Genomic DNA, 20,620 nt, shown 5'->3' with positions numbered 1-20,620 from the left:
CTGCGCCAGTCCCGGCTTCGCGGCTGAAGCCGCTCCTACGCGAGTGGCTCAGCGCCGCCCGAATTTCTCAGCCAGGTAATGCTGTACGTCGGCACGGGTCATGCGGGTTCCGTCGTGGCTGACTACGCTGAAATCCACGCCGTTTTCCCACAGCTGGGGGGCGGCGAGGATGGCGATGTCTTTGGATGCGGTCTTGGTCTGCAGATCAAGCAGGTATTGATTGAAGCCGGCATCGCGTAGCCACGCGTCGTAGCTGGCGTCGTGGTCGGTGGCGAACTGCATCTGGTAATGGCATTCCTCACGGATGGGCGAGGGACGCTGGTCGCAACGGGCATCCCAGTCGTGCAGGCCGATCCAGGCGTCCGGTTCCATCTGCCGCTGTGCGCCGGCTGCCCAGAGTGCAACGCACATGCTCGCGCATTGCGATTTCACACGGACGATCAGGCTGCGCCTGCGGATCATCCGTGCCGCTTCCAGCCCCGGGCCGGCATAGCCGCCGCCGCTGGTGATGTCGATGCGCTGCAACGATGGATTGGCATCCAACGCGGCGCGTAGATCGTTGGCGAAATTCTTGCCGACGCTGCCTTCAATGCGCAGCACGCTGCCACTTTCGCTGGTCTGCATGCGCGCTTCATCGAGGGTGGTCAGCGTGGTGGGCTTCTCGCCCTCTACCACCATCGCTTCGCGTCTGACGGCGGTCGGCGCAGCGGCCGGCGCTTCCGATCCGGAGGTGGCAATAGTGGCTTCGGAATCTGCCGGCGCCGGCTTTTTATTGCCGATGAAATAGGCGCCGATCACCAGCACCATTGCTGCAATCAGCAGCTTGCCGAGACTGAGTCCGCCCGAACGTGGCGCAGGGCGCGACGCGGGCCGTGCGGCCGGGCGAGGTGAAGGTATGCGCGGCGCGGGTGGTTGCCCGTCGGGTTCCTGCTCGGTCTGCATCCGTCCCCCTGACGTTCCTTCGTGTGGCGCGATTCTGGGGGGGCGATCAGGGGGATTGCAATACGAGGCACCGGGCCGGTAGTGCCGAGCCATGCTCGGCACGGGCGTTACCGGGAAAGCTCCAGCGGAGCATGGCTCCGCTCTACGGGGTGTCGCGGTAGATGCGCAGGCTGGGATGGAATCCCCGCCTGCGTATCAGGCCTCAGCACTCGATGACGTTGACGGCGAGGCCGCCACGGCTGGTTTCCTTGTACTTGTCCTGCATGTCGCGGCCGGTGTCGCGCATGGTCTTGATGACCTTGTCCAGCGAGACCTTGTGCTTGCCGTCGCCACGCATGGCCATGCGGCTGGCGTTGATCGCCTTCACCGCGCCCATTGCGTTGCGCTCGATGCAGGGAATCTGCACCAGCCCGCCGATGGGATCGCAGGTCAGGCCGAGGTTGTGTTCCATGCCGATTTCAGCAGCGTTCTCGATCTGCCCCGGGTTGCCGCCCAGTGCCGCCATCAGGCCGCCGGCCGCCATCGAGCAGGCCACACCCACTTCGCCCTGGCAGCCGACTTCGGCGCCGCTGATCGAGGCGTTTTCCTTGTAGAGGATGCCAATCGCTGCGGCGGTGAGCAGGAAATTGAACACGCCCTGTTCGTTGCTGCCCGGGCAGAAACGGTCGTAGTAATGCAGCACCGAGGGAATGATGCCGGCCGCGCCATTGGTCGGCGCGGTGACGACGCGGCCGCCTGCGGCGTTTTCTTCGTTGACGGCCAGCGCGTACAGATTGACCCAGTCCAGCGTGGTCAACGGATCGCGCATGGCCGCTTCCGGGCGCGCGGACAACTCGCGGTACAGCGCCGGTGCGCGGCGGCTGACGTTGAGCCCGCCGGGCAGCGTGCCTTCGGAACGGATGCCGCGGGTCACGCAGGACTGCATCGCATCCCAGAGTTCACGCAGGCCGGCGCGGATTTCGTCCTCGCTGCGCCAGCATTTTTCGTTCTCGAAAATCATCTGGGCGATGCTCAGGCCGCTGCGTGCGGCCTGTGCCAGCAGCTCGTCGCCGCTCTTGAATGGATACGGCACGGGCGTCTGGTCGGGCACGATGCGGTCATCGGCGGCATCGTCCTCGTTGACCACAAAACCGCCGCCCACCGAGTAGTAATCGCGGGTGGCGATGATCTGGTCGTCGGCGTCATAGGCGGTGAAGCGCATGCCGTTGGTGTGGTACGGCAGCTTCTGGCGCTTGTTCAGGGCCAGGTCGCGCTTCTCGTCGAAGGCGATCTCGCGCTGTCCCATCAGGTTGATGCGCTTGCTGCTGCGGATGCGTTCCAGCGTGGCGGGAATGATGTCCGGGTCGATCACGTTGGGGCGGTGGCCTTCCAGCCCCAGCAGCACGGCCTTGTCGGTGCCGTGGCCGCGCCCGGTCAGCGCCAGTGAGCCGAATACTTCGGCGCGGATGCGCACCACATCCTGCAGCCGGCCCGGATCCAGCAGCCAGCGGTGCACGAAGCGCTCGGCCGCGCGCATGGGCCCCACGGTGTGTGACGAACTCGGGCCGATGCCGATCTTGAACAGGTCGAACGTACTGACGGACATGCGTATTTCTGCGAACTGCGTAGAGAGGGCCGCTATTCTACGGGCTCGCCGCCGCTGGCCTTGCCCGCAGCGCAGCATTCCCCCGGTGGAGCAAAGAATGAGCGGACTGGTGCTGTATCAACGTGACGACTGCCACCTGTGCGATCTGGCGCTGGCAGTGCTGGCGCAGGCTCGGGCGCCGGAGTTCGACAGCGTCTTCATCGACGAAGATGCCGCGTTGGAAGACCGCTACGGCGTGCGCGTGCCGGTGTTGCGCGATGGGGCAGGTCGTGAGCTGGATTGGCCGTTTGATGCGGCGCGGCTGGCGGTGTGGCTGGGCGGCGAGGTATAGCCGCGTAGGCTGGGATGAAATCCCAGCGCTTGGGAGGGTTCGTAGATGCTGGGATTGCGTTGCGCTGCATCCCAGCCTACGGCGTTGACGGACTGGCTCAGACCGCCTGACGGGCGGGATCGCTGAGTTCCAGCTCGCGCAGCACCACGCTGGCCTGGGTGCGGTTGCGCACGCCCAGGCGTTCAAAGATTGCCGACAGATGCGCCTTCACTGTGCGCTCCTGCACCTCCAGCCGGTCGGCGATCTGCTTGTTGAGCAGGCCTTCGGCCACCAAGGCCAACACGCGGAACTGCTGTGGTGACAGGCTGGCCAGGCGTGCGGCCAGTTCGCTGTCGTGGCGCGAGGATTGCGCCCGCGTCACCGAGGCACGCAACGACGCCGGCAGCCATTGTTCGCAGGCCATCACGCAGCGGATGGCGTCATGCAGTTCGTTCAGGCCCGAACTCTTGGGCAGGTAACCGGCGGCGCCGTGGTCGAGCGCGCGGCGGACCACGCGCGGGTCGTCATTGGCCGACACCACAATCACTGCCACGCCCGGGTGTTGGGCGCGGATGGCTGCCAAACCGGCCAAGCCGTGATTGCCCGGCATATGCAGATCCAACAGGATCAGATCGGTATCCGGTGCAGCATCCAGCGCGGCCAGCACGCCTTCCAGTGACTCGGCCTCGCGCACCTGCATGCCACTGACCGCATCGCTGGCGGCCTGACGCAGGGCAGCGCGGAACAGAGGATGGTCGTCGGCGATCAACAGGCTGGGCATGTAGGGCTGGAATGAGTGAGCAGGCGTGAGTAGAGGCTGAAGTGGCAACAAAGGCAACATCCGGGAAGGGCTGAGTGAGAGAGGCCACACACCGCATTGGCGTTGCGTGATGTTGCTACCGCTCCCACTCCGCACCGATTCCGCCTTACTGCGCCGTCCACGCGCCGTCGATCGGCATGGCGGCGCCGGTGACGTTGTGCGATTCGCGGCGGCACAGCCAGACCACCATTGCGGCGATGTCCTCGGGCAGCGACATGCGCTGGCTGGGCTGTTTTTCTTCCAGCAGGGCGCGCACGCCGTCGTCGCGGCTGCCGCCGTTGCGATGGGCCTGGATCTGCGGCTCGATCAGCGGCGTTTCCACCCAGCCCGGACACACGCAGTTGACGGTGACACCGCCACTGTCGCGGCTACCAGCGGCGGCATATTCCAGCGCGGCAACTTTACTCAGGCCGACAATGCCGAACTTGCTGGCCACATATGGCGCCTTGTTCTTGGACGCCACCAGCCCGTGCACCGAGGCGATGTTGAGCACGCGGCCGAAGCCGCGCTCGCCCATGCCCGGCAGCACGTGCTGCATGGTGTGGAAGGCGGCGCTGAGGTTGATGGCGATGATGTCGTCCCATTTCTGGGCAGGCTGCTCGGCCAATGGTGCGGCGTGCTGGATGCCGGCGCAGTTCACCAGCACGTCGATCTCGCCCCAGGCCTGCACGGCGTCGAGCATGCCGGTGATCTGTTCGGGCTTGCGCAGGTCCGCATCAAAGTGACGTGCCTCGCTGCCGGCGTCGGTCACGCGCTTGAGCGCGGCTTCAAGCTGCTCGGCGCTGCCCAGGCCATTGATGGCGACGCGTGCGCCAGCGGCGGAGAGCGCTTCAGCGATGGCCAAACCAATGCCGGAGGTACTGCCAGTCACCAATGCGGTGCGGCCCTGCAGAAAACGGTCCATGTGGGGGACTCCATAAAACGGGGGAAAGTGCTGGGAAACGTAGCAGTCAACGCGGCAAAAGCGCGTGGTACCAAAGTACGATGAGCCGGCCCGGGAGCCTCTGCTAGTGTGCGCCCATGAGCCAATCCCTACTGCGCGCCGCCTGCGGCCTATTCGTCGGACTGAGCCTGGCATCCTGTGCCAGCGGCCCAGCGTCCAAGTCCGTGGAGCCTTCCATGTTCAGCAACGAACTCCGCAGCGAGCACCGCGGCAGCGACGATCTGCTCACCGCCGGGCTGGGGTTGACGGGCCTGCGCAGCATGGCGCCGCCCGCCTTTGCCGATGCCAACGCACCGACTGTGGAAGAACTGCGCCGGCGTGCGCTGTGGGGCAGCTGGCGCGGCATTGCCGATCTCGCCCCGGGTGGCGGCTACGGCGAGTTGTTCGGCAGCCTGGCGCCGGTGCCGGGTCGCGAATACTCGGCCTATGCACGACTGCCCGACGCCAAGCAGCCGCACCGCGTGCTGGCGCAGGTGCCGGACAACTTCGATCGTGAAAAGCGCTGCGTGCTGGTCGCACCGGCATCCGGTTCGCGTGGCATCTATGGCGCGGTGTCGGTGGCCGCAGCCTGGGGCCTGCCCAAGGGCTGTGCGGTGGTTTACACCGACAAGGGCGCGGGTAGCGATTACTACGATCTCGATGCGCAGATGGGCGTGCGTGCCAACGGCACCGTCGGTGCATTGGGCGACGTCGCCGACCTGGCCTTCGTGCCGGATGCGCCGGTCAACGCGTCAGGTGTCGCGTTCAAGCACGCACATTCCAAGGACAACCCGGAAGCCGATTGGGGCCGCCATGTACAACAGGCCGCGCAGTTCGCGCTGCTGGCGCTGGAGCAGGCCTATCCGCAGTCCGCACCGTTTACCTTCGATAACACCCGCATCATCGCGGTGGGCATTTCCAACGGCGGTGGTGCGGTGCTGCGTGCAGCCGAACTGGACGGCGATTGGCTGGATGCGGTGGTGGCCGGCGAGCCCAGCATCTATTCCGATGGCCCCGGCGCGCGTGCGCTGTATGACTACACCACCGAAGCGGCGTTGTTGATGCCGTGCGCGCAGTTGCACATGGGCAACCTGCCGCAGCCGCCGATGACCGCTGCACTGCAGGCCGGTGCGGCCGTGCGTTGCGCCACGCTGGCCGCCGAAGGTGTCATCAGCGGTGCTACGCCGGCCGCGCAGGCCAAGTCCGCCTACGAATTGATGATGCGCAAAGGCTGGACCGACGAAGCGCTGCGCGCCGGTGCCTTGTCCACCGGTTTTGATCTATGGCGCGCCATCGCCGCGACCTACGCATCGGCGTACGGCCGCTATGGTGTGGGCGAGCATCCGTGTGGTTTCAACTTCGCGGCGCAGAACCCGAACTTCACACCGCGCGCTGCGACGGCTGCCGAACGCGCCGCCTGGATTTCCGACGGCAGTGGTATTCCGCCGGGCGCGGGCGTCGGCTTGCTGGACAGCAAAGTGCAGCTGCCGGATCTGACCTACGCCGGCCTGAAGTGTCTGCGTGGTTTGTGGGACGGGCAGGGCGATGACGCCAAGCGCGTGCAAGCCGGTATCCAGGCCACCCGCGCCGGTTTGCCGCGTCAGGGTCTGCCGGTGATGGTGATACACGGCACCGATGACGGCCTGATTCCGCCGGCTTTCAGCAGCGCACCGTATGCCGCTGCGGCCAAGGCCGCTGGGCGCGAGGTGAGCTATTGGCAGGTCAAACACGTGCAGCACTTCGACGGCTTCCTCGGCCTGCCGGATTACGGTGCGCGTTATCTGCCATTGCTGCCATATGTGTACGCCGCGTTGGACCGCGTGCAGGCACGTTTGGACAGCGGCACCGCATTGCCGGCCAGCGCGCTGATCCAGACCACGCCGCGCGCCGGCAAACCGCTGACGGCGGAAAATCTAGCGATGCCGAAGTAATCGATATCTCCCGTAGGGGCGGCCTCGGCCGCGAAGCATGCGACGGGCCGGATCGCGGGAATGTGTGCCGCCCCGTCCTGCGGGACGGCAGGATGCACGATGTCGGTCAGGTCGCGGGTTTCGCGGCCGAGGCCGCTCCTACATGGGCGATATCCTGCGGCGATGGCATCATGCGCGCATGAACCTTCTGAACTCACCTTCCCGCGTCATTCCTTCCGCTGACTATCACCGCGAACGCTGGCGGAATGGTCTTGGCTGGACCCGCGAAATCCTGCGCTTGCCCGAACAGGGCGATTGGCAGCTGCGTTTGTCGATTGCCGAAATCGAGCAGGACGCGGCGTTCTCCGCGTTTCCGGGTGTCGAGCGCGAGTTGGTATTGCTGCAGGGCGAAGGCCTGCGGCTGCGCTTTGCCGATGGTCGCTGCGAAACCTTGTTGCCGCCGTATCAGCGGCTGCGGTTTGCGGGTGAGGAGACGATCCACGGTGAGTTGGTCGATGGGCTGACCCAGGATTTCAACCTGATGTGGCGCCGCGATGCGCTGCAGGCCGAGCTGTTGCACCGGCCCTTGGTCGGCAGCATGTTGTTCTTCACCGAGCCGCAAGCGGCATGGGCGATCCATCTGCTCGCCGGGCAGGCCGAATTCGAGGGCGGTGTGCTGCCGGCGATGGCTGCAGGCGATACCGCGTGGCTGCGTGCCGGCGAGCGGCAGCGTTTCGCATTGACCGGCGGCGGCGAGTTGTTGGCGATCCGGGTGACGCCTGTTGTGGGAGCGGCGTAAGCGGCGAAGCCACAGAACCAACAGCGCAGGCTTCGCCTGTAGTGCCGAGGTTGTGGTGCGAACCCAGCCCGCTCAATACACGTCGCGGCGGTAGCGACCGGCGATGCGCAGTGCTTCATGCGCTTCTGCGCCGAGTGCCTGCACGATGACGGCATCCACCGCCGGTGCCATGCCTTGCAGGCTGCCGCAGACCAGAATCGTCGCGCCTTGTTCCACCCACTCGCGCAGGCGCTGTGCATGCGCGGCGAGCGCGTCCTGCACATGGTGGAACGGGCCATCGTCGCGGCTGAAAACAGCATCCAGATGTTCGATGCCACCGTCGCGCAGCCATTGCTGCAGTTCATCGCCGAAATGGAAATCGTGGGCAACGTTACGCTCGCCGAACAACAACCAGTTGCGATGCGCACCGGCGTCGATGCGCGCCTGCAGATGCGCGCGCAGGCCGGCGATGCCGGTGCCGTTGCCGATCAGGATCAGCGGTGCGTCGTTCTGCGGTGGATGGAAGTTGCGGTTGCTGCGCAGGCGCAGGTCGATGGCATCGCCGGGCGAGGTGAAATCGCACAACCAGCCGCTGGCCAGGCCGGGGGTTCCATCCGGACGCAGCTGGCGGCGCAGCATCAATTGCAGCGTGCCTTCCGATGGCATCGAGGCGATGGAGTATTCGCGGTGCGGCAGCGGCTTGAGCGCGGCGTTGAGTGCGGTGATGTCGCCGCTGGCGATCTGTTCCGGCAGATACGACACCGCCAGCACCTCACGCAGCGAACGGCCATCCGGCAGCAATGCAGTCACGGCGAAACGGTTGGCTTGCATCCACTGTGCGACGGCATCGGCCGAGTGATGCGGGCCGATTTCGGCGATGTCGCCGGCCTGCCAGTTCGGCAGCGCGCCTTCCGTTGGATGCAGCTTGAGGTGAAAGACCGTGCCGCCAACGCTGCCGGGGTTGAGCGCTTGTCGCTCCTGCAGTCGCCACGGTTGGTAAGCCGGTGCGCTCCAGTCGGGAACATCGGCAACGGTGCCGCCGAGTTGGCCAAGCAACTGCTGCCAATGGCGCAATGCGTCCGGATCGGCGTTGTCTACGTCCACCGTATCGAACAGCGGTTGTGCGCCGTGCTCGCGCAACCAGTCATCCAGTTGATGGCCGAACGCGCAGAACTGGTCGTAGGTGCGGTCGCCGAGCGCCAGTACCGCGTAGTGCAGTTGTGACAGTGCGGCCGGTTGCGTCATCACCCGGCTCAGGAACGCGAGTGCATGATCGGGCGGGTCACCTTCGCCCGTGGTGCTGGCGATGAACAAGGCTTTGCGACTGCTGCCGAGCAGGGCGGTGTCTACCTGATCGAGGGCGCGCAGGCGGGTGGTATGGCCGGCAGCGCGCAGGCTTTCGGCGGTGCGTTCTGCAAGCTGTTGGGCGAAGCCGGTTTGGCTGGCCCACACCACCAGCACCGGCGGCTCGCCGTTATTGCTGGCTTCTTCCTTGCGCGGACGCACCCGCCACCACAGCGCGAAACAGGCGGCGTAGATCGCAGTGGTGATCAGCGCGCTCCACCACTGCGTAGGCAGCGGCGAAGCCAGCCACCAGCTTTCGCCCAGATGCAGGCGCAGCAGCAGGAAGGCGACGAGCAGCAGCGCGGCGATCATGCCGAGGTTGCCGAGCGTGGCGCGGAGGGAGCGGTTGGAACTCATTGCGTGTCTGCGTCCAGGTAGCGCTGGAAGGCAGGCGTCATGGCCTCTTCCAGCCCGGTGCTGCCGCGCGATACAAAGCGCGCGGCAAGGTCATGTTGCTGGGCGAATGCCAGGCCGTGTTCGGCACCCATCACGGTGAGCGCGGTGGCCCACGCATCGGCGCGCATCGCCTCGCGGTCGATCACGGTGACCGCCGCAGCGGCACGCGTTACCGGTGCCTGCGTGCGTGGGTCGAGGGTGTGGCTGTAGGACACGCCATCGTGTTCGTAGTGGTGCCAGCGGTCGCCGGAGGTAGCGACGGCGAGGTCGTTCAAGGCCAATACGCGCGGTGGGAAGTCGGCGCCGGCATCTTCTTCCGGTGCGGATTCCACCAGCACGCGCCACGGCTGGCCATCGGGTTTGAGCCCATAACCGTGCAGCTCACCGCCGACTTCGACCAAGGCAGCGTCGATGCCGTTGCGGCGCAGCCAGCGGCTGACCAGATCCACGCCGTAGCCCTTGGCGATGGCGGACAGATCCAACTGCAGGCCGCCGGGTTGCAGCGCCGCTTGCGTCTGCGGATTCAACTGGAGCCTGTTCCAGCCACAGCGGCGCGCGACCTCGGCCAGTTGTGCAGGATCGGGAACGCGCTGTGCAGCGGCGTCCGCACCAAAGCCCCACAGCGCGACCAACGGCCCGATGCTGGGGTCGAACGCGCCCTTGCTGCGCGCGGCAATCGCTTGCGCGGCACTGAGCACGGTCCAGAAATCGTTTGGCAGTGGGTGCCAGCTATCGGCAGCGGCACGGTTGTAGCGGCTGATGTCCGAACCGGCTTCCCAGGTACTCATCTGCGCGACCACGCGATCCAGTTCGGCCTGGATGCCGGCATGCAGCGCATGCAGGTCACGACTGCGCGGTGCGACCAGTTTGGCGCTCCACGAGGTGCCCATGGTGTGGCCGCCAAGGGCGGCGATGTCGGAGTTGGGGGACATCGGTATCAAAAAGCCGGCTGGGCGGGCGTCCCTTCTCCCGTTCACGGGAGAAGGTGCCCCGAAGGGGCGGATGAGGGGAAGCGCTAAATAGTTCGCCTTCAAGGCGCGTGGCGACGCGTTCTTCTTCGCTACAGTTTGAAGGAGTTCTGAGGCGCCCCTCACCCCAGCCCCTCTCCCGCTGGCGGGAGAGGGGCTTCAAGCGTTACTGCGGCAGCACTTCCAGCGTGCCGACGTAGCTCAGGCGGCGGACGTTGGCCTGCGGCACGGAGGTCTTGTTGTCTTCGGTGCCGGTTTCCAGCCAGTACATGCCGGCCTGCGGCCAGGTCACCGAGAACTCGCCGTTGGCGTCGGTGGTGACTTTGATCTCTTCCTGCGCGTTGCGGTAACGGGTGCCGCCGCGGGTGATCTCGACTTCAAGACCGGCCTGCGGCTTGCCGTCGACCAGCAGCTTGAACTTGGCTTCTTCGCCCGCGAACAGATCGTTCGGATGGCCAACGGCGACCAGCTCCATGCCCTTGCCGGTTGGCTTGAGCGCGGTGTCGTTCGGCTTGCCGTTGGTGACAAAGGTCTCGATGCGGCCAGCAGTCTCGGAGACCTTCAGCTCCGGTGCGTCCTTCGGCACTTCGGCCGCGAACTTCTCGGCGTTGCCGCGCCAGCGCTTGGGCTTGCCATCTTCCTGCCAGCTGGCCGACAGGCCGGCATTGACGGTGGCCAGGCGGTAGGTGCCTTGCTGGGTCAGTTCAACGTCGAACACGCTGCGGTACTTGCCGGTGGCCGCGTTCTGCGGCTGCACGGTGCTGCCGTCAGGGGCGGTGATGACCAGGTTGTCCAGGCGCAGCGGCACATGGTTGAAATAGAACAAGTCGTTGGACACGGCCGCGTCCACCGTGATCCACGGGTTGGTGCCGGCAATGACGGTCTGCGACGGCTGCAGCCAGGCCTTGTGGGCGGAGGCGGTGAACGGAAGCACCGCGGCGATGGCGGCGGCAATCAGAAGGGAACGCTTCATCGGTTGGCTCCAGTGGAGTAAGGCGGATCAGGGTTTGACGGCGAGGGTGACGGCGCCCAGCTCGGAGGTGCCTTGGACACTGCCGTTCTGTGCGGCGCGCGCCGGCCAGGTGAAGGGAATCTTGACCAGCTCACGGCCGCCCACTTCGCGTGCGGCTTCCACCACCAGCGTGTACTGGCCGGCGGGCAGGCCACGCAGCTGCGGCTGGCGGTCGTTGAAGCTGAGTTGGTGCTTGCCGACCGGGCGGGTCGGGCCGGTCACGCCATCCACCGGCACCTGCAGGGTGCGGCCGCTCTTGCGCCACCACTGGCGCAGGTCCGGCAACCACTTGGTGCCGTGGCCTTCGGCGGTGTCCTTGAGCTGGTACCAGACCGACAGGTTGGCGGCGACCTTCTGGTCGGCGCCTTCAATCCACACGGCCACATACGGGCGGTGGTATTCGGCCACGTTGAGCGAAGGCACTTCGACGTTGACGTCGAGGCTGGCGGCGTAGGCCGCAGGAGCAGTGGCGATCAGGCCGCTCAGGGCGATGGTCAGGGTGACGCGCATGGTGCGACTCCGGGGAGGACGGTCAATGGATGAGGAGCAGGGCAATCAACAGCGGGATCATCAAGCCCAGGCCAACCAGCGGCCAGGTCATGCGCCGCTGTCGCGCATGCAGGTGCAGCAGGAACAGGCCGGTGATGCAGAACACCAGGCAGGCCACGGCGAACAGGTCCAGGAACCAACCCCAGCCCGGGCCGGCGTTGCGGCCCTTGTGCAGATCGTTGAAATACGAGACCCAGCCGCGCCGGGTTTTCTCGAATTCCACCGCACCGGTTTCGCGGTCAATGCTCAACCAGGCATCACTGCCGGGGCCGGGCATGGACAGATAGATTTCTTCCGGCGACCACTCGGCCGGGCGCTTGCCGATGGACACATCCAACTCGCGTGACAACCAATCCGCCACTTTGCCTGGCAGCGGCGCGTTGCCGTCTTCGCGCTCACCCAATGCTTCGAGCAGCGGCGCGGACAATTCGATCTTCTGGTTGTGCACGTCGGGTTTGGCTTCAATCTTGGACGCGTGGTTCAAGGTGATGCCGGTGATGGAGAACAGCAACATGCCGATCAGGCAGACCGCCGAACTGATCCAGTGCCACTGATGCAGGGTGCGCAACCAAAAGCCGCGGCTGGCTTGTTGCTGCACGAGGTTGGCCGAAGCGCGGTCTACAGACACGGGATTAGGACGAGTGAGAGGGCAAAGATTAGATCACTAATGAGAATGATTCGCAATTTGTATCTATTTGTATCAGGGGTTCAACGTGTTTTGCGGGGTTCTGGGTGGCTGGGAATGTCCCGGAAAGGGGCAGATGCATTGACGCCCCACCTTTCAAACGCTCCCCGGCGCTTTGCGCAAGGGAGCGAACGCACCTGACAAACAACAACGCCCCGGTTCCCAGCCACGAAGGCAGGAACCGGGGCGCAGCGTCATTCATTAGAAGCGGGCGTTGACGCTCAGCCAGAAGCTGCGTGCCTTGTCCTTGTTGTTGTAGTCGTCGAAGTACAGCACTTCATTGGTGCCGTCGGCGTAGCTGCCGTCGCCGTCCAGGTCGGTGAAGGTGGTCTGGTAGGTGGTGAAGTCACGATCGAACAGATTGTTGATGCGTGCGTTGACGGTCAGCCACTCCGTGGCCTCGAACGAAGCACCCAGATGGAACACGGTGTAGTTCTTGTAATACAGCGCCTCGCCGGTGACCGCGCTGACATCGTTGAAGCGCTTGGAGCGCGCTTCGCCGGTCAGGAACAGGCTGAAGCGGTCGTTGGCCTGCCAATTGAAGGTGGCGTTGGCCATGTGCTTGGCGCTGTTGCCCAGCGGCAAGCCTTTCTTCGCGCCGCTCTTCTGCTCGCTGTCGGTGTAGGTGTAGTTGGCGCGCAGGCTGAAGGCGTCGCTGATCTCCCAACGGCCGGCCACTTCCGCACCCTGGATCACCACCTTGTCGATGTTCACCGTCTTGTTGCTGGTGGCGTAACCCAGATCGGCGTACTCGCCGGTCGTGGTGCAGGCCAGCGCAAACGCGGCGCCGCACGGCTGCTGGGCGATCTTGTCGTCGAACTTGTTGTGGAACAGCGTGGCGTTGAAGTTGTGACCGTCCGGGTGCTGCCAGTAGACCGCCAGCTCGGTGCTGGTGCTGGTTTCCGGCTTCAGGTCCGGGTTGCCGAACATCGGCGAGGTGCCCTGGCCGCCGAAACCGGTGACGCCGTCATACAGCTGCGTGGTCTTGGGAGTTTTGAAGCCAGTGCTGACGCCGCCCTTGACCGTCCACAGCTCGTTGACCGTGTACACGCCGTACAGGCGTGGGCTCAGATGGTCGCCGAACACTTCATGGTCGTCGTAGCGAAGGCCGTAGGTGATGGCCAACGGTGCGATCACCGTCCAGGTGTCCTCGGCGAACAGCGAGTACATGTTGTGCTCCTGCTTGCGGCCCGGCGTACCGATTTCGGTGCCGAACACGCCGTCGGTCAGCTCGCCACGGATCACCTGCGTGCCGAACACGGCAACGTGTTCACCGGCGGCCTGGAACGGCATGTCGATCTTGGCGTCGAGGGTGTACTGGGCGCTTTCCAGCACGCGCTTGGGGCGCGGCAGGAAGGTGGACGCGGCCAGCGCGCGACGGTCGGCCAGCGACATGTCGGCATACGGGCCGGTGGCGTCGATCATCTGCAGCAGGTGTTCGCGCTCGGTCACGGTGAACGGCATGGTGCGGCCGTCGTTGTTGGTGGCGACATGCGAGAGCGAGACAAAGCTGTTGCCGAAGTCCCAGTTGCCGTCGTGGGTCAGTGCCCAGGCGTCACGGGTGAACTTCTGGGTCGGGCCGTAACCGGCGCGCGGGTCGGCGCGGCGCGACCAGGTACCACCGTTGCCGTGACAAGCATTGGCGTTGGCGCCGCTGGCGCCCAGGCAGAAGTTGCTGCTGCGCCAGATGCTGCTGAGGCTGTCGACCGTGCCGACCGGATATTCCTCTTCGCCTTGATCGTTGATCTTGATCGAGTTGTCGTACTCCTGGCGCGAGGTGTCGTAGTCCAGAGTGATGGTCTGTGCGTCGGTCGGCGTCCACGCCAGGCTGATGCCGCCAGCCTTGTTGGTGTTGTCCACGGTCTTGCCGCCTGCACCAAAGCCCAGTGCGCGGTTGTGCTCGACGCCAGCCGGATCAGTGACCGACGAATACACCGGATTGGAGGCCTTGCGGTCGTACCAGCTGCCGCGCGCGCTGAGGTTCAATACGCCCGGCACCAGCGGGCCGGTGACGAACAGGTCGGCGGTGCTGTCATCGCCGAATTCGTCGTTGGTCTCAAAGGTACGGGCCACGGTGGCCGAACCGTGCCAGCTGTCGAGCGTGCGCTTGGTGATGATGTTGATCACGCCGCCCATCGCGTCGGCACCGTACAGGGTGGAGGCCGGGCCGCGGATCACTTCGATGCGTTCGATCGCATCCAGCGGCGGGATGTGGTTGAACTGGTTGCCGCCGAAGTTGTTCGGGTAGATGTCGCCGTGATTGTTCTGGCGGCGGCCGTTGACCAGGATCAGCGTGTAATCCGAGCCCATGCCACGCATCGAGATGCTGCCCTGGCCGGTCTTGTCGCGGGTTTCGCCCACGTCCACGCCTTCCAGGTCGCGCACGGCGTCGAGCAGCGTCATGTACGGGCGCTTGGCCAGTTCTTCCTGGGTGATGACCGAGATGCTGGCCGGCGCATCGGTGATCTTCTGCTCGAAGCCGCTGGCGGTGACGACCACCTTGTCCAGCGTGGTCGGGGCGCCGCTGCCATTGGCATGGGCGGTGACGCTGAGCGCGCCGAGCACCGCGGCGGTGAGCAGGTGGCGGGAAACGGACGCACGACGACGATGGCGCTGAGCCATGGGGGAACCTCGAAAGTAGATGAGAGCAGGTGCGCAGACGGCTACCGCAGGCGATTGCACCGGCGGTGGGCGTAGCGACAGAAGAAAAATGCGGGGATGCGCAGGCCAGAACCGGCCCGGGATGAAGCGATCAGGCCAGCGGGGGCGCTTGGCCGCGTTGCTGGCGCAGGCTGGGCAACGTGTGACGTGGCTGGCCCGGCGCGGCCGGGATCAGCGAATGGCGGAGCACGGCAGCAACGGCGAAAGTGTGCCCCTGCAGTTCCGGGTACTGCTGTGCGGCGCGTGGTACCCGCAGGCCCGCTACCCGGCGCAGTTTGGCCGGGCTTTCTTCTTCAAGTTGCTTCTCGCCGCCCGAACGTTCTTCGGCGGAAGCGGAGGCGGTGCTTTCGACGATGCCGCTGCGCGGCGCGTGTTGCCCGATTTGCCAGAGCGAGGCCAGCAACGACAGCAGGAGCAGTGCATACAAGGCCACCGGGCGCATCGCAGTGACGCGATGGGCGGTGGCCAGGTACTGAGGGCGCTGCGGTTGCTGCACTGAAATCCCGGATGGCAGGGGCGACGCGGTGGGGCGGTCGCTTTCGAGCCGGAATTGTAAGTGTGATTCGTTAACTTTTGCAAATGAGAATTGATAACAACAATTGACGGATATCAATCCAATCGCATCCGCCGGGAATTGATCCCATCGGGCCTACGGCGGTCGGTGATACGCCCGGCGCACGGCACGGCTCAGGTTTCAGCCCATTGCCGCAGCAGGTTGTGATAAATGCCGGTCAGGCTGACCAATGAGGGATGCTGCGGGACATCTGCGGTCAACTGCTGGATCGACATATCCATCTCCCACAGCAGGCGCCGATGCGCGTCATCGCGGACCAGGCTTTGCACCCAGAAGAACGATGCCAGCCGGGCGCCGTGGGTGACCGGCTGCACTTTGTGCAGGCTGCTGGAGGGATACACGATCAGATCGCCGGCCGGCAGCTTCACTTCGTGCTCGCCGTATGTGTCGCTGATCACCAGCTCGCCGCCTTCGTATTCCTCCGGCTCGCACAGGAACAGGGTGCAGGAGATATCCGAACGGATGTGCGTGCGTTGCTGGCCATGCCCGACGCTCATCACCGAGCCATCGACATGGAAGCCATATTCGCCACCGCCGGTGTAGCGATTGAAACGTGGCGGCAGGATGCGCAGCGGCAAGGCCGCGGCAAAAAACAGGGGATTGCGTTCCAGCGCCGCAAGTACGTGCTGGCCCAGCTCGGCCTTCAGCGGTGAAGCGTCGGGCAACTGCTGGTTGCGTTTGACCTGGGCGCCTTGGTGGCCCACGGTCTCGCGCCCATCGGCCCAGTCGGCCGCATCCAGTGCGCGGCGGAAACCGGCGACGTCCTCGGCGCTGAGTACATTGGGGATGTGCAGCAACATGGTGGTCTTTCCGAAGAGGGCGCAGGGGAGTGTAAGCCCCTGCGCCCACCTGATCAGAAGCGGAAGTCCGCGCTGAACATGAAGGTACGCGGGGTACCCGGGGTGTAGCGGTAACCGCTCTTGTTGATCGCGGCGACGTACTGCTTGTCGAACAGGTTGTAGGCGTTCAAACGCAGCACCAGGTTGTCGTTGACCGCATAGGAGGCCACGGCGTCATACACGGTGTACGACTTGACGAAGGCCGGCGTGCCTTTGGCACCGTCGGTGCCGCGGTGCATCTCGCCGGAGTAACGCACGCCGCCGCCGATGGTCAGGCCGAACGGGAACACGTAGCTGGTCCAGCCGGTGAACGCATCATCCGGGGTGTAGGTCAGGTTGTTGCTGCCATCGGCGGTCACCAGGCTGCCGGTGTCCACCTGGGTGTTCATGTGGGTGTAGCCGGCCGAGACCGACCAGTTGTCGGTGATCTTGCCGACGGTGGAAATCTCAACGCCTTCCACGGTCTTCTGGCCGTTCTGGAAGTAACCATCGGCAGCACTGCCGGTGATCTCGTTGGTGACTTCGGTGCGGAACAGCGCAACGTTCAGTGCCAGCGCGTCATCCATGAAGGCCCACTTGGTGCCGACCTCGATGGTGCGGGCCTCCTGCGGATCCATGTTGATGTTGTTGACGTTGCCAGCGGTTTCGTTGAGCTGGAAGTTGTTGCCGCCCGGGGGCTGCTGCGAGATGGCGTAGTTGGCGTACAGGCTGACGGCATCGTTGGGCTTGTAGAGCGCGCCCACCTTCCAGTTGATCAGGGTGTCGGAGTCATCGACCGACGGCAGCGCGATCAGGGTGCCGATCGGATTGGTGCCGCAGTTCGCGGCGGTGCACAGTGCCGAGCTGCTGTACTCGGTCTTGTAGTGATCAGCACGCACGCCGGCGGTCAGCATGAAGCTTTCGCTGAACTTGAGGGTGTCGAACACATACAGCGAAGACGTGGTGGTCTTGCCGTCGGTGCGGACGCCGGTGCGGCGGGTGCTCAGGCCTGTCGCGTTCCAGTCCGGGTTGTACAGGTTGGCTGGGCCCCAATCGGCGTCGAGGGTGGCGGCCTTGCCCCAGGACTTCTGCTCTTCCTGGGTGAACTCCACGCCGGTGCTGAGGTTGTGCTGCACGCGGCCGGTGACGAAGTCGATGCGCAGGTTCAACTGGTCGGTGAGGATCGTGTTTTCCTGATCCTTGTAGGTCAGGTTGCTGCGATTCATCGTGTAGGTGGACAGGTCATTGGGGTCCGTCCACTTGATGTTGCCGGTGGCGCCACCGGTCGACATGAACGCGGTGAGCAGATAGTCCTGCTCGGTCTTGCCCCAACGCGCGGTGTTGGTCAGCTTGAACGTGTCCGAGAAATCATGTTCGAAACGGAAGGTTGCCTGCTGTGAGGCCACGTCATCGTGGTCGTAGCGGGTGCCGTAGAAGTTCTCCGGATTCACCGGATGACCGGCCAATTGCTCCAGGCCCGGCTGCGGGGTCCAGCCCGGCAGGCCGATGGTCGGCACGAAGCCGTCGGGGATGTTGTCCTGCTTCAGGTAGAGCAGGTTGAGGAAGTAGCGGGTGTCGGTGCCCAGGCCGAAGCCGAACGACGGCGCGAGGCCCCAGCGCTTGTTGTTGACGTGGTCACGGCCGGCGACATCGCTGTCCTGCCACATGGCGTTCAGGCGCAGCGCGGCGGTGGCGCCCAGGGTCTGGTTCCAGTCAGCGGTGGCACGCTGCTGGCTATCAGTACCGGCGGTGAGGCTGCCCGACACGGCATCGCGCAGGTTGGCCTGCTTGCTGATCATGTTGATCGCGCCGGTCGGTGCGGTGCGGCCGATATCGGTGCCGGCCGGGCCCTTGAGCACTTCGACCTGCTCGGTGTTGAACACGTCGCGGGAGACCGAGCCCAGGTCGCGGATGCCGTCGACCAGAATGCTGCTGGAGCTGTCGAAGCCACGCATGTAGATGGTGTCACCGGTGCTGGTGTTGCCGTTCTCACCCGCATAGAAGGTGCCCACGCCGGCGCTGTTGCGCAGCGCTTCGGTCAGGGTGGTGGCGCCCTGCTGGTTGAACAGGTCGCTGGTGATCACCTGGATGGTCTGCGGGGTGTTCTGCAGCGTCTGGGTGTACTTGCTGTTGGCCGACTTCTCGGTCTTGTAGCCGGTGGTGGCATGCACTTCGACCTGGTCCAGCGTCTGCGCGTCGCGGTTGGCCGACTGCGCCAGGGCCAGGGCCGGGAAGGCGACCAGGCCGGTGATCAGACCGGCCGTGGAGGCCAGCGTGCCAACGCTGCGCGTCGGGGAAACATGCTTGCGGCTTTTGATATGCGTCATGGGGATAGGTAGGTCAGTTAAGGAGGGCGACAGCCACGCGCAGGAGCAGGCGGAGAACGGCCGTGGTCCAGTGCGCAGAACGGGATGAAACAGTCAGCAGCTGGCGGGCCGTGGCCGAGGGAAACAACCCAAGATCAATGGCTTGCAGGCGCGGTGATGGGGAATCGGTACAGCAAAACCGCTGGCTCGACGCCAGCGACGAACGCGATCAGGCCAGCGGTGGGGCGTGGCCGGGGTTCAGCAGCAGATACGGCGCCGGCGGGTAACGGTGTGACCGTTCCAAGGCATGCTGGAGCAGGGTGTCGGCGGCGGCCGCCACGAACATGCCGGCCGGCGCGGCCACGAGGGCGGTCGGCGGCGGGGGGGTATCAGCAGGGCGCGAGCGCGCGCTGCGGGATGACTCGGCGCCGGATTCCGCGATGGCGACCAGGTCGGGCAGCTCGTCCGGGTGGCCCCGGTCTGGACTGACCAGCACCGGGGCAACCGTTGCCAGCGAAACGCTGGTGGTGACCTGCTTGGCGTGACCCAGCATCGCCCAGACCAGCAGCATGCCAGCCACCAGCATCAACCACGGCAAGCGCTGCCGCACAAAGGCGGTTGGACGCTGAATAGCCGTGGCGGGCAGGGTGGGCATGGCGTGCAGGGAAGTGTCAGAAACATTGCGAACTGCAATGGATGCGCATCTTATTGAGAATTGTTTGCGTTATCAATATTGAGAACCGGCTGGATCCAGACGAAAAGCGACTGATTCCGGGGAAGATCAGCGGTGATCGCTGCCGACAAGGGCGTGGTCAGCAAGGCCGCCGGCCGCTGACGGCAGAAGCGACAACGCCCCTTGCGGGGCGTCGGCGAAATCGTTGCTTGCGGGCTTGCGGGCTTGCGGGCTTGCGGCTCAGTCGCGGTCGTCGCGTGACCAGATGCCGCCGTGTTCGCGCTTGACCGGGAACTTGGGCACCGCCGTGTACGCCGGTGCGCACAGCGCGCTGCCGTCGCGGATGTCGAAGCGCGCACCGTGCAGGATGCATTCGATGCTGCCTTCGACCGGGTCAATCACGCCCGAGGACAACTCAAACTCTTCATGGCTGCATTGGTCTTCCAGCGCGTACAACTCGCCATCGAGGTTGAACACCACCAACGGCACGCCGGTGACTTCATCGAAGGCGGTTTTCAGCTCACCCGGCAGCAGTTCCTCGCTGGCGCAGATGAAGGTCCAGGTCTCGCTCATGCCATTGCTCCCAGCGGCTTTTCCAATATTTCAAACTGCAGATCGTCGCGCTTGGGAATGCCGTAGCGCGCGTCGCCGTAGGGGAAAGGTTTTTTGATGCCGGTACGGACGTAACCACGGCGCTCGTAGAACGCAATCAATTCATCGCGGCAGTCGATCACCGTCATCTGCATTGTTGGCAGCTGCCAGTGCTCGAATACATGACGCTCGGCCTGCTGCATCACCTGCTTGCCGACGCCGCCACCCTGGGCATCCGGGCTGACCGCGAACATGCCGAAATAACCGTGGCCGTCTTCGTCGGCAACATGGCAACAGGCCATCAACTGCGCATTCTGTTCGGCCAGCAGGATCACGCTGCGGGGACGGTTGATGTCGGCCAGGATGCCCTCGGCGTCAACGCGCTGACCATCCAGCAGGTCGGCTTCGGTGGTCCAGCCCACGCGGGACGCATCGCCGCGATAGGCGGAGGTCACCAGTTCGATCAGGGCCGGGATATCGGCGGCGGTAGCGGTGCGGAAGGTCAGCTCGTTCATCGAGACATTCTAGAACGGCAACTGCGGGCTGTAATCCGTGTTGCTGTGCGAATGCTGAGCCCGTTACGCAGCGGTTGCTGTTTCGGATCGTGATCGCTGCTGGGATGGGGATTGGGGTCATGCGGGTTGCCGTCGTTGTTCGGCGTCCATTTTTGAATCAGCCACGACGCTTTTTCTTGAAAATCGCGTAGCCCGGGTAAGTACCGCGCACCCGGGGTTTGTGTTGGGAATGGCGCGTTGCATCAGGTGCGTAGGCTGGGA

The 20,620-nt window shown here is 64.9% G+C and carries 19 protein-coding genes; 3 read left to right on the top strand and 16 right to left on the bottom strand.

The genetic code is table 11. The features are described from left to right. Window positions 1-48: 48 nt before the first annotated feature. Window positions 49-807: a hypothetical protein gene (locus ACREP4_RS14810; protein WP_431596961.1), complete on the bottom strand. Its 759-nt coding sequence runs from the start codon at window positions 805-807 to the stop codon at window positions 49-51. Window positions 808-1,144: 337 nt separating this feature from the next. Then, entirely contained in the window at window positions 1,145-2,527 is a 1,383-nt protein-coding gene (locus ACREP4_RS14805; RefSeq protein WP_431596960.1) for an L-serine ammonia-lyase, read from the bottom strand. Window positions 2,528-2,624: 97 nt separating this feature from the next. On the opposite strand from ACREP4_RS14805, the gene ACREP4_RS14800 reads away from it, so the two are divergent. Beyond that, window positions 2,625-2,858 (top strand): glutaredoxin family protein, encoded by a 234-nt coding sequence (locus ACREP4_RS14800; protein WP_431596959.1) that lies wholly within the window; start codon window positions 2,625-2,627, stop codon window positions 2,856-2,858. A gap of 97 nt (window positions 2,859-2,955) precedes the next feature. Here ACREP4_RS14800 and ACREP4_RS14795 read toward each other — a convergent pair whose 3' ends face one another. After that, on the bottom strand, window positions 2,956-3,618 hold the full coding sequence (locus ACREP4_RS14795) for a response regulator transcription factor (RefSeq protein ID WP_431596958.1): 663 nt from the start codon (window positions 3,616-3,618) through the stop codon (window positions 2,956-2,958). A 145-nt stretch (window positions 3,619-3,763) separates the two neighbouring features. Continuing rightward, window positions 3,764-4,561, bottom strand: coding sequence for a 3-hydroxybutyrate dehydrogenase (locus tag ACREP4_RS14790; protein WP_431596957.1), 798 nt, complete (start codon window positions 4,559-4,561; stop codon window positions 3,764-3,766). A gap of 116 nt (window positions 4,562-4,677) precedes the next feature. On the opposite strand from ACREP4_RS14790, the gene ACREP4_RS14785 reads away from it, so the two are divergent. Together ACREP4_RS14785 and ACREP4_RS14780 are read left to right on the top strand one after the other, a co-directional pair. Next, window positions 4,678-6,510 carry a 3-hydroxybutyrate oligomer hydrolase family protein gene (locus tag ACREP4_RS14785; RefSeq protein WP_431596956.1) on the top strand — a complete coding sequence of 611 codons (1,833 nt, stop codon included), beginning with the start codon at window positions 4,678-4,680 and terminating at the stop codon, window positions 6,508-6,510. Window positions 6,511-6,688: 178 nt separating this feature from the next. Continuing rightward, window positions 6,689-7,288, top strand: a complete 600-nt coding sequence (locus tag ACREP4_RS14780; RefSeq protein WP_431596955.1) for a HutD/Ves family protein — start codon at window positions 6,689-6,691, stop codon at window positions 7,286-7,288. Between the two features lie 72 nt (window positions 7,289-7,360). On the opposite strand, the gene ACREP4_RS14775 is transcribed toward ACREP4_RS14780, so the two are convergent. The 12 genes from ACREP4_RS14775 to ACREP4_RS14720 all read right to left on the bottom strand — a co-directional run bounded on the left by ACREP4_RS14775 (window position 7,361) and on the right by ACREP4_RS14720 (window position 20,359). After that, window positions 7,361-8,968: a sulfite reductase subunit alpha gene (locus ACREP4_RS14775; protein WP_431596954.1), complete on the bottom strand. Its 1,608-nt coding sequence runs from the start codon at window positions 8,966-8,968 to the stop codon at window positions 7,361-7,363. Next, entirely contained in the window at window positions 8,965-9,939 is a 975-nt protein-coding gene (locus ACREP4_RS14770; protein WP_431596953.1) for an FAD:protein FMN transferase, read from the bottom strand. The genes ACREP4_RS14775 and ACREP4_RS14770 overlap by 4 nt, the downstream gene beginning before the upstream one ends. A 202-nt stretch (window positions 9,940-10,141) precedes the next feature. Continuing rightward, on the bottom strand, window positions 10,142-10,948 hold the full coding sequence (locus ACREP4_RS14765) for a DUF4198 domain-containing protein (RefSeq protein ID WP_431596952.1): 807 nt from the start codon (window positions 10,946-10,948) through the stop codon (window positions 10,142-10,144). A 27-nt stretch (window positions 10,949-10,975) separates the two neighbouring features. After that, on the bottom strand, window positions 10,976-11,497 hold the full coding sequence (locus ACREP4_RS14760; protein WP_431596951.1) for a DUF2271 domain-containing protein: 522 nt from the start codon (window positions 11,495-11,497) through the stop codon (window positions 10,976-10,978). A gap of 22 nt (window positions 11,498-11,519) precedes the next feature. After that, window positions 11,520-12,164: a PepSY-associated TM helix domain-containing protein gene (locus ACREP4_RS14755; protein ID WP_431596950.1), complete on the bottom strand. Its 645-nt coding sequence runs from the start codon at window positions 12,162-12,164 to the stop codon at window positions 11,520-11,522. A gap of 258 nt (window positions 12,165-12,422) precedes the next feature. Next, a complete protein-coding gene (locus ACREP4_RS14750) occupies window positions 12,423-14,843 on the bottom strand; it encodes a TonB-dependent receptor domain-containing protein (RefSeq protein WP_431596949.1) in 2,421 nt (806 codons plus the stop codon). A gap of 130 nt (window positions 14,844-14,973) precedes the next feature. Next, window positions 14,974-15,378 (bottom strand): hypothetical protein, encoded by a 405-nt coding sequence (locus tag ACREP4_RS14745; protein WP_431596948.1) that lies wholly within the window; start codon window positions 15,376-15,378, stop codon window positions 14,974-14,976. A gap of 191 nt (window positions 15,379-15,569) precedes the next feature. After that, a complete protein-coding gene (locus ACREP4_RS14740; protein ID WP_431596947.1) occupies window positions 15,570-16,256 on the bottom strand; it encodes a Fe2+-dependent dioxygenase in 687 nt (228 codons plus the stop codon). 53 nt (window positions 16,257-16,309) lie between these two features. Beyond that, a complete protein-coding gene (locus ACREP4_RS14735; protein ID WP_431596946.1) occupies window positions 16,310-18,601 on the bottom strand; it encodes a catecholate siderophore receptor Fiu in 2,292 nt (763 codons plus the stop codon). Window positions 18,602-18,809: 208 nt separating this feature from the next. After that, window positions 18,810-19,235 carry a hypothetical protein gene (locus ACREP4_RS14730; protein WP_431596945.1) on the bottom strand — a complete coding sequence of 142 codons (426 nt, stop codon included), beginning with the start codon at window positions 19,233-19,235 and terminating at the stop codon, window positions 18,810-18,812. A 258-nt stretch (window positions 19,236-19,493) separates the two neighbouring features. Then, window positions 19,494-19,826 (bottom strand): non-heme iron oxygenase ferredoxin subunit, encoded by a 333-nt coding sequence (locus ACREP4_RS14725; RefSeq protein ID WP_431596944.1) that lies wholly within the window; start codon window positions 19,824-19,826, stop codon window positions 19,494-19,496. Next, the gene (locus ACREP4_RS14720) at window positions 19,823-20,359 is read right to left on the bottom strand and encodes a GNAT family N-acetyltransferase (RefSeq protein ID WP_431596943.1); all 537 of its coding nucleotides are present in this window, start codon (window positions 20,357-20,359) and stop codon (window positions 19,823-19,825) included. The genes ACREP4_RS14725 and ACREP4_RS14720 overlap by 4 nt, the downstream gene beginning before the upstream one ends. Window positions 20,360-20,620: the final 261 nt, after the last annotated feature.

It is taken from the genome of Stenotrophomonas sp., assembly GCF_050737575.1.
GTDB lineage: Bacteria > Pseudomonadota > Gammaproteobacteria > Xanthomonadales > Xanthomonadaceae > Stenotrophomonas.
The sequence above is the reverse complement of the archived record's forward strand: the minus strand, read 5'-3'. Positions and strand labels throughout refer to the sequence as shown.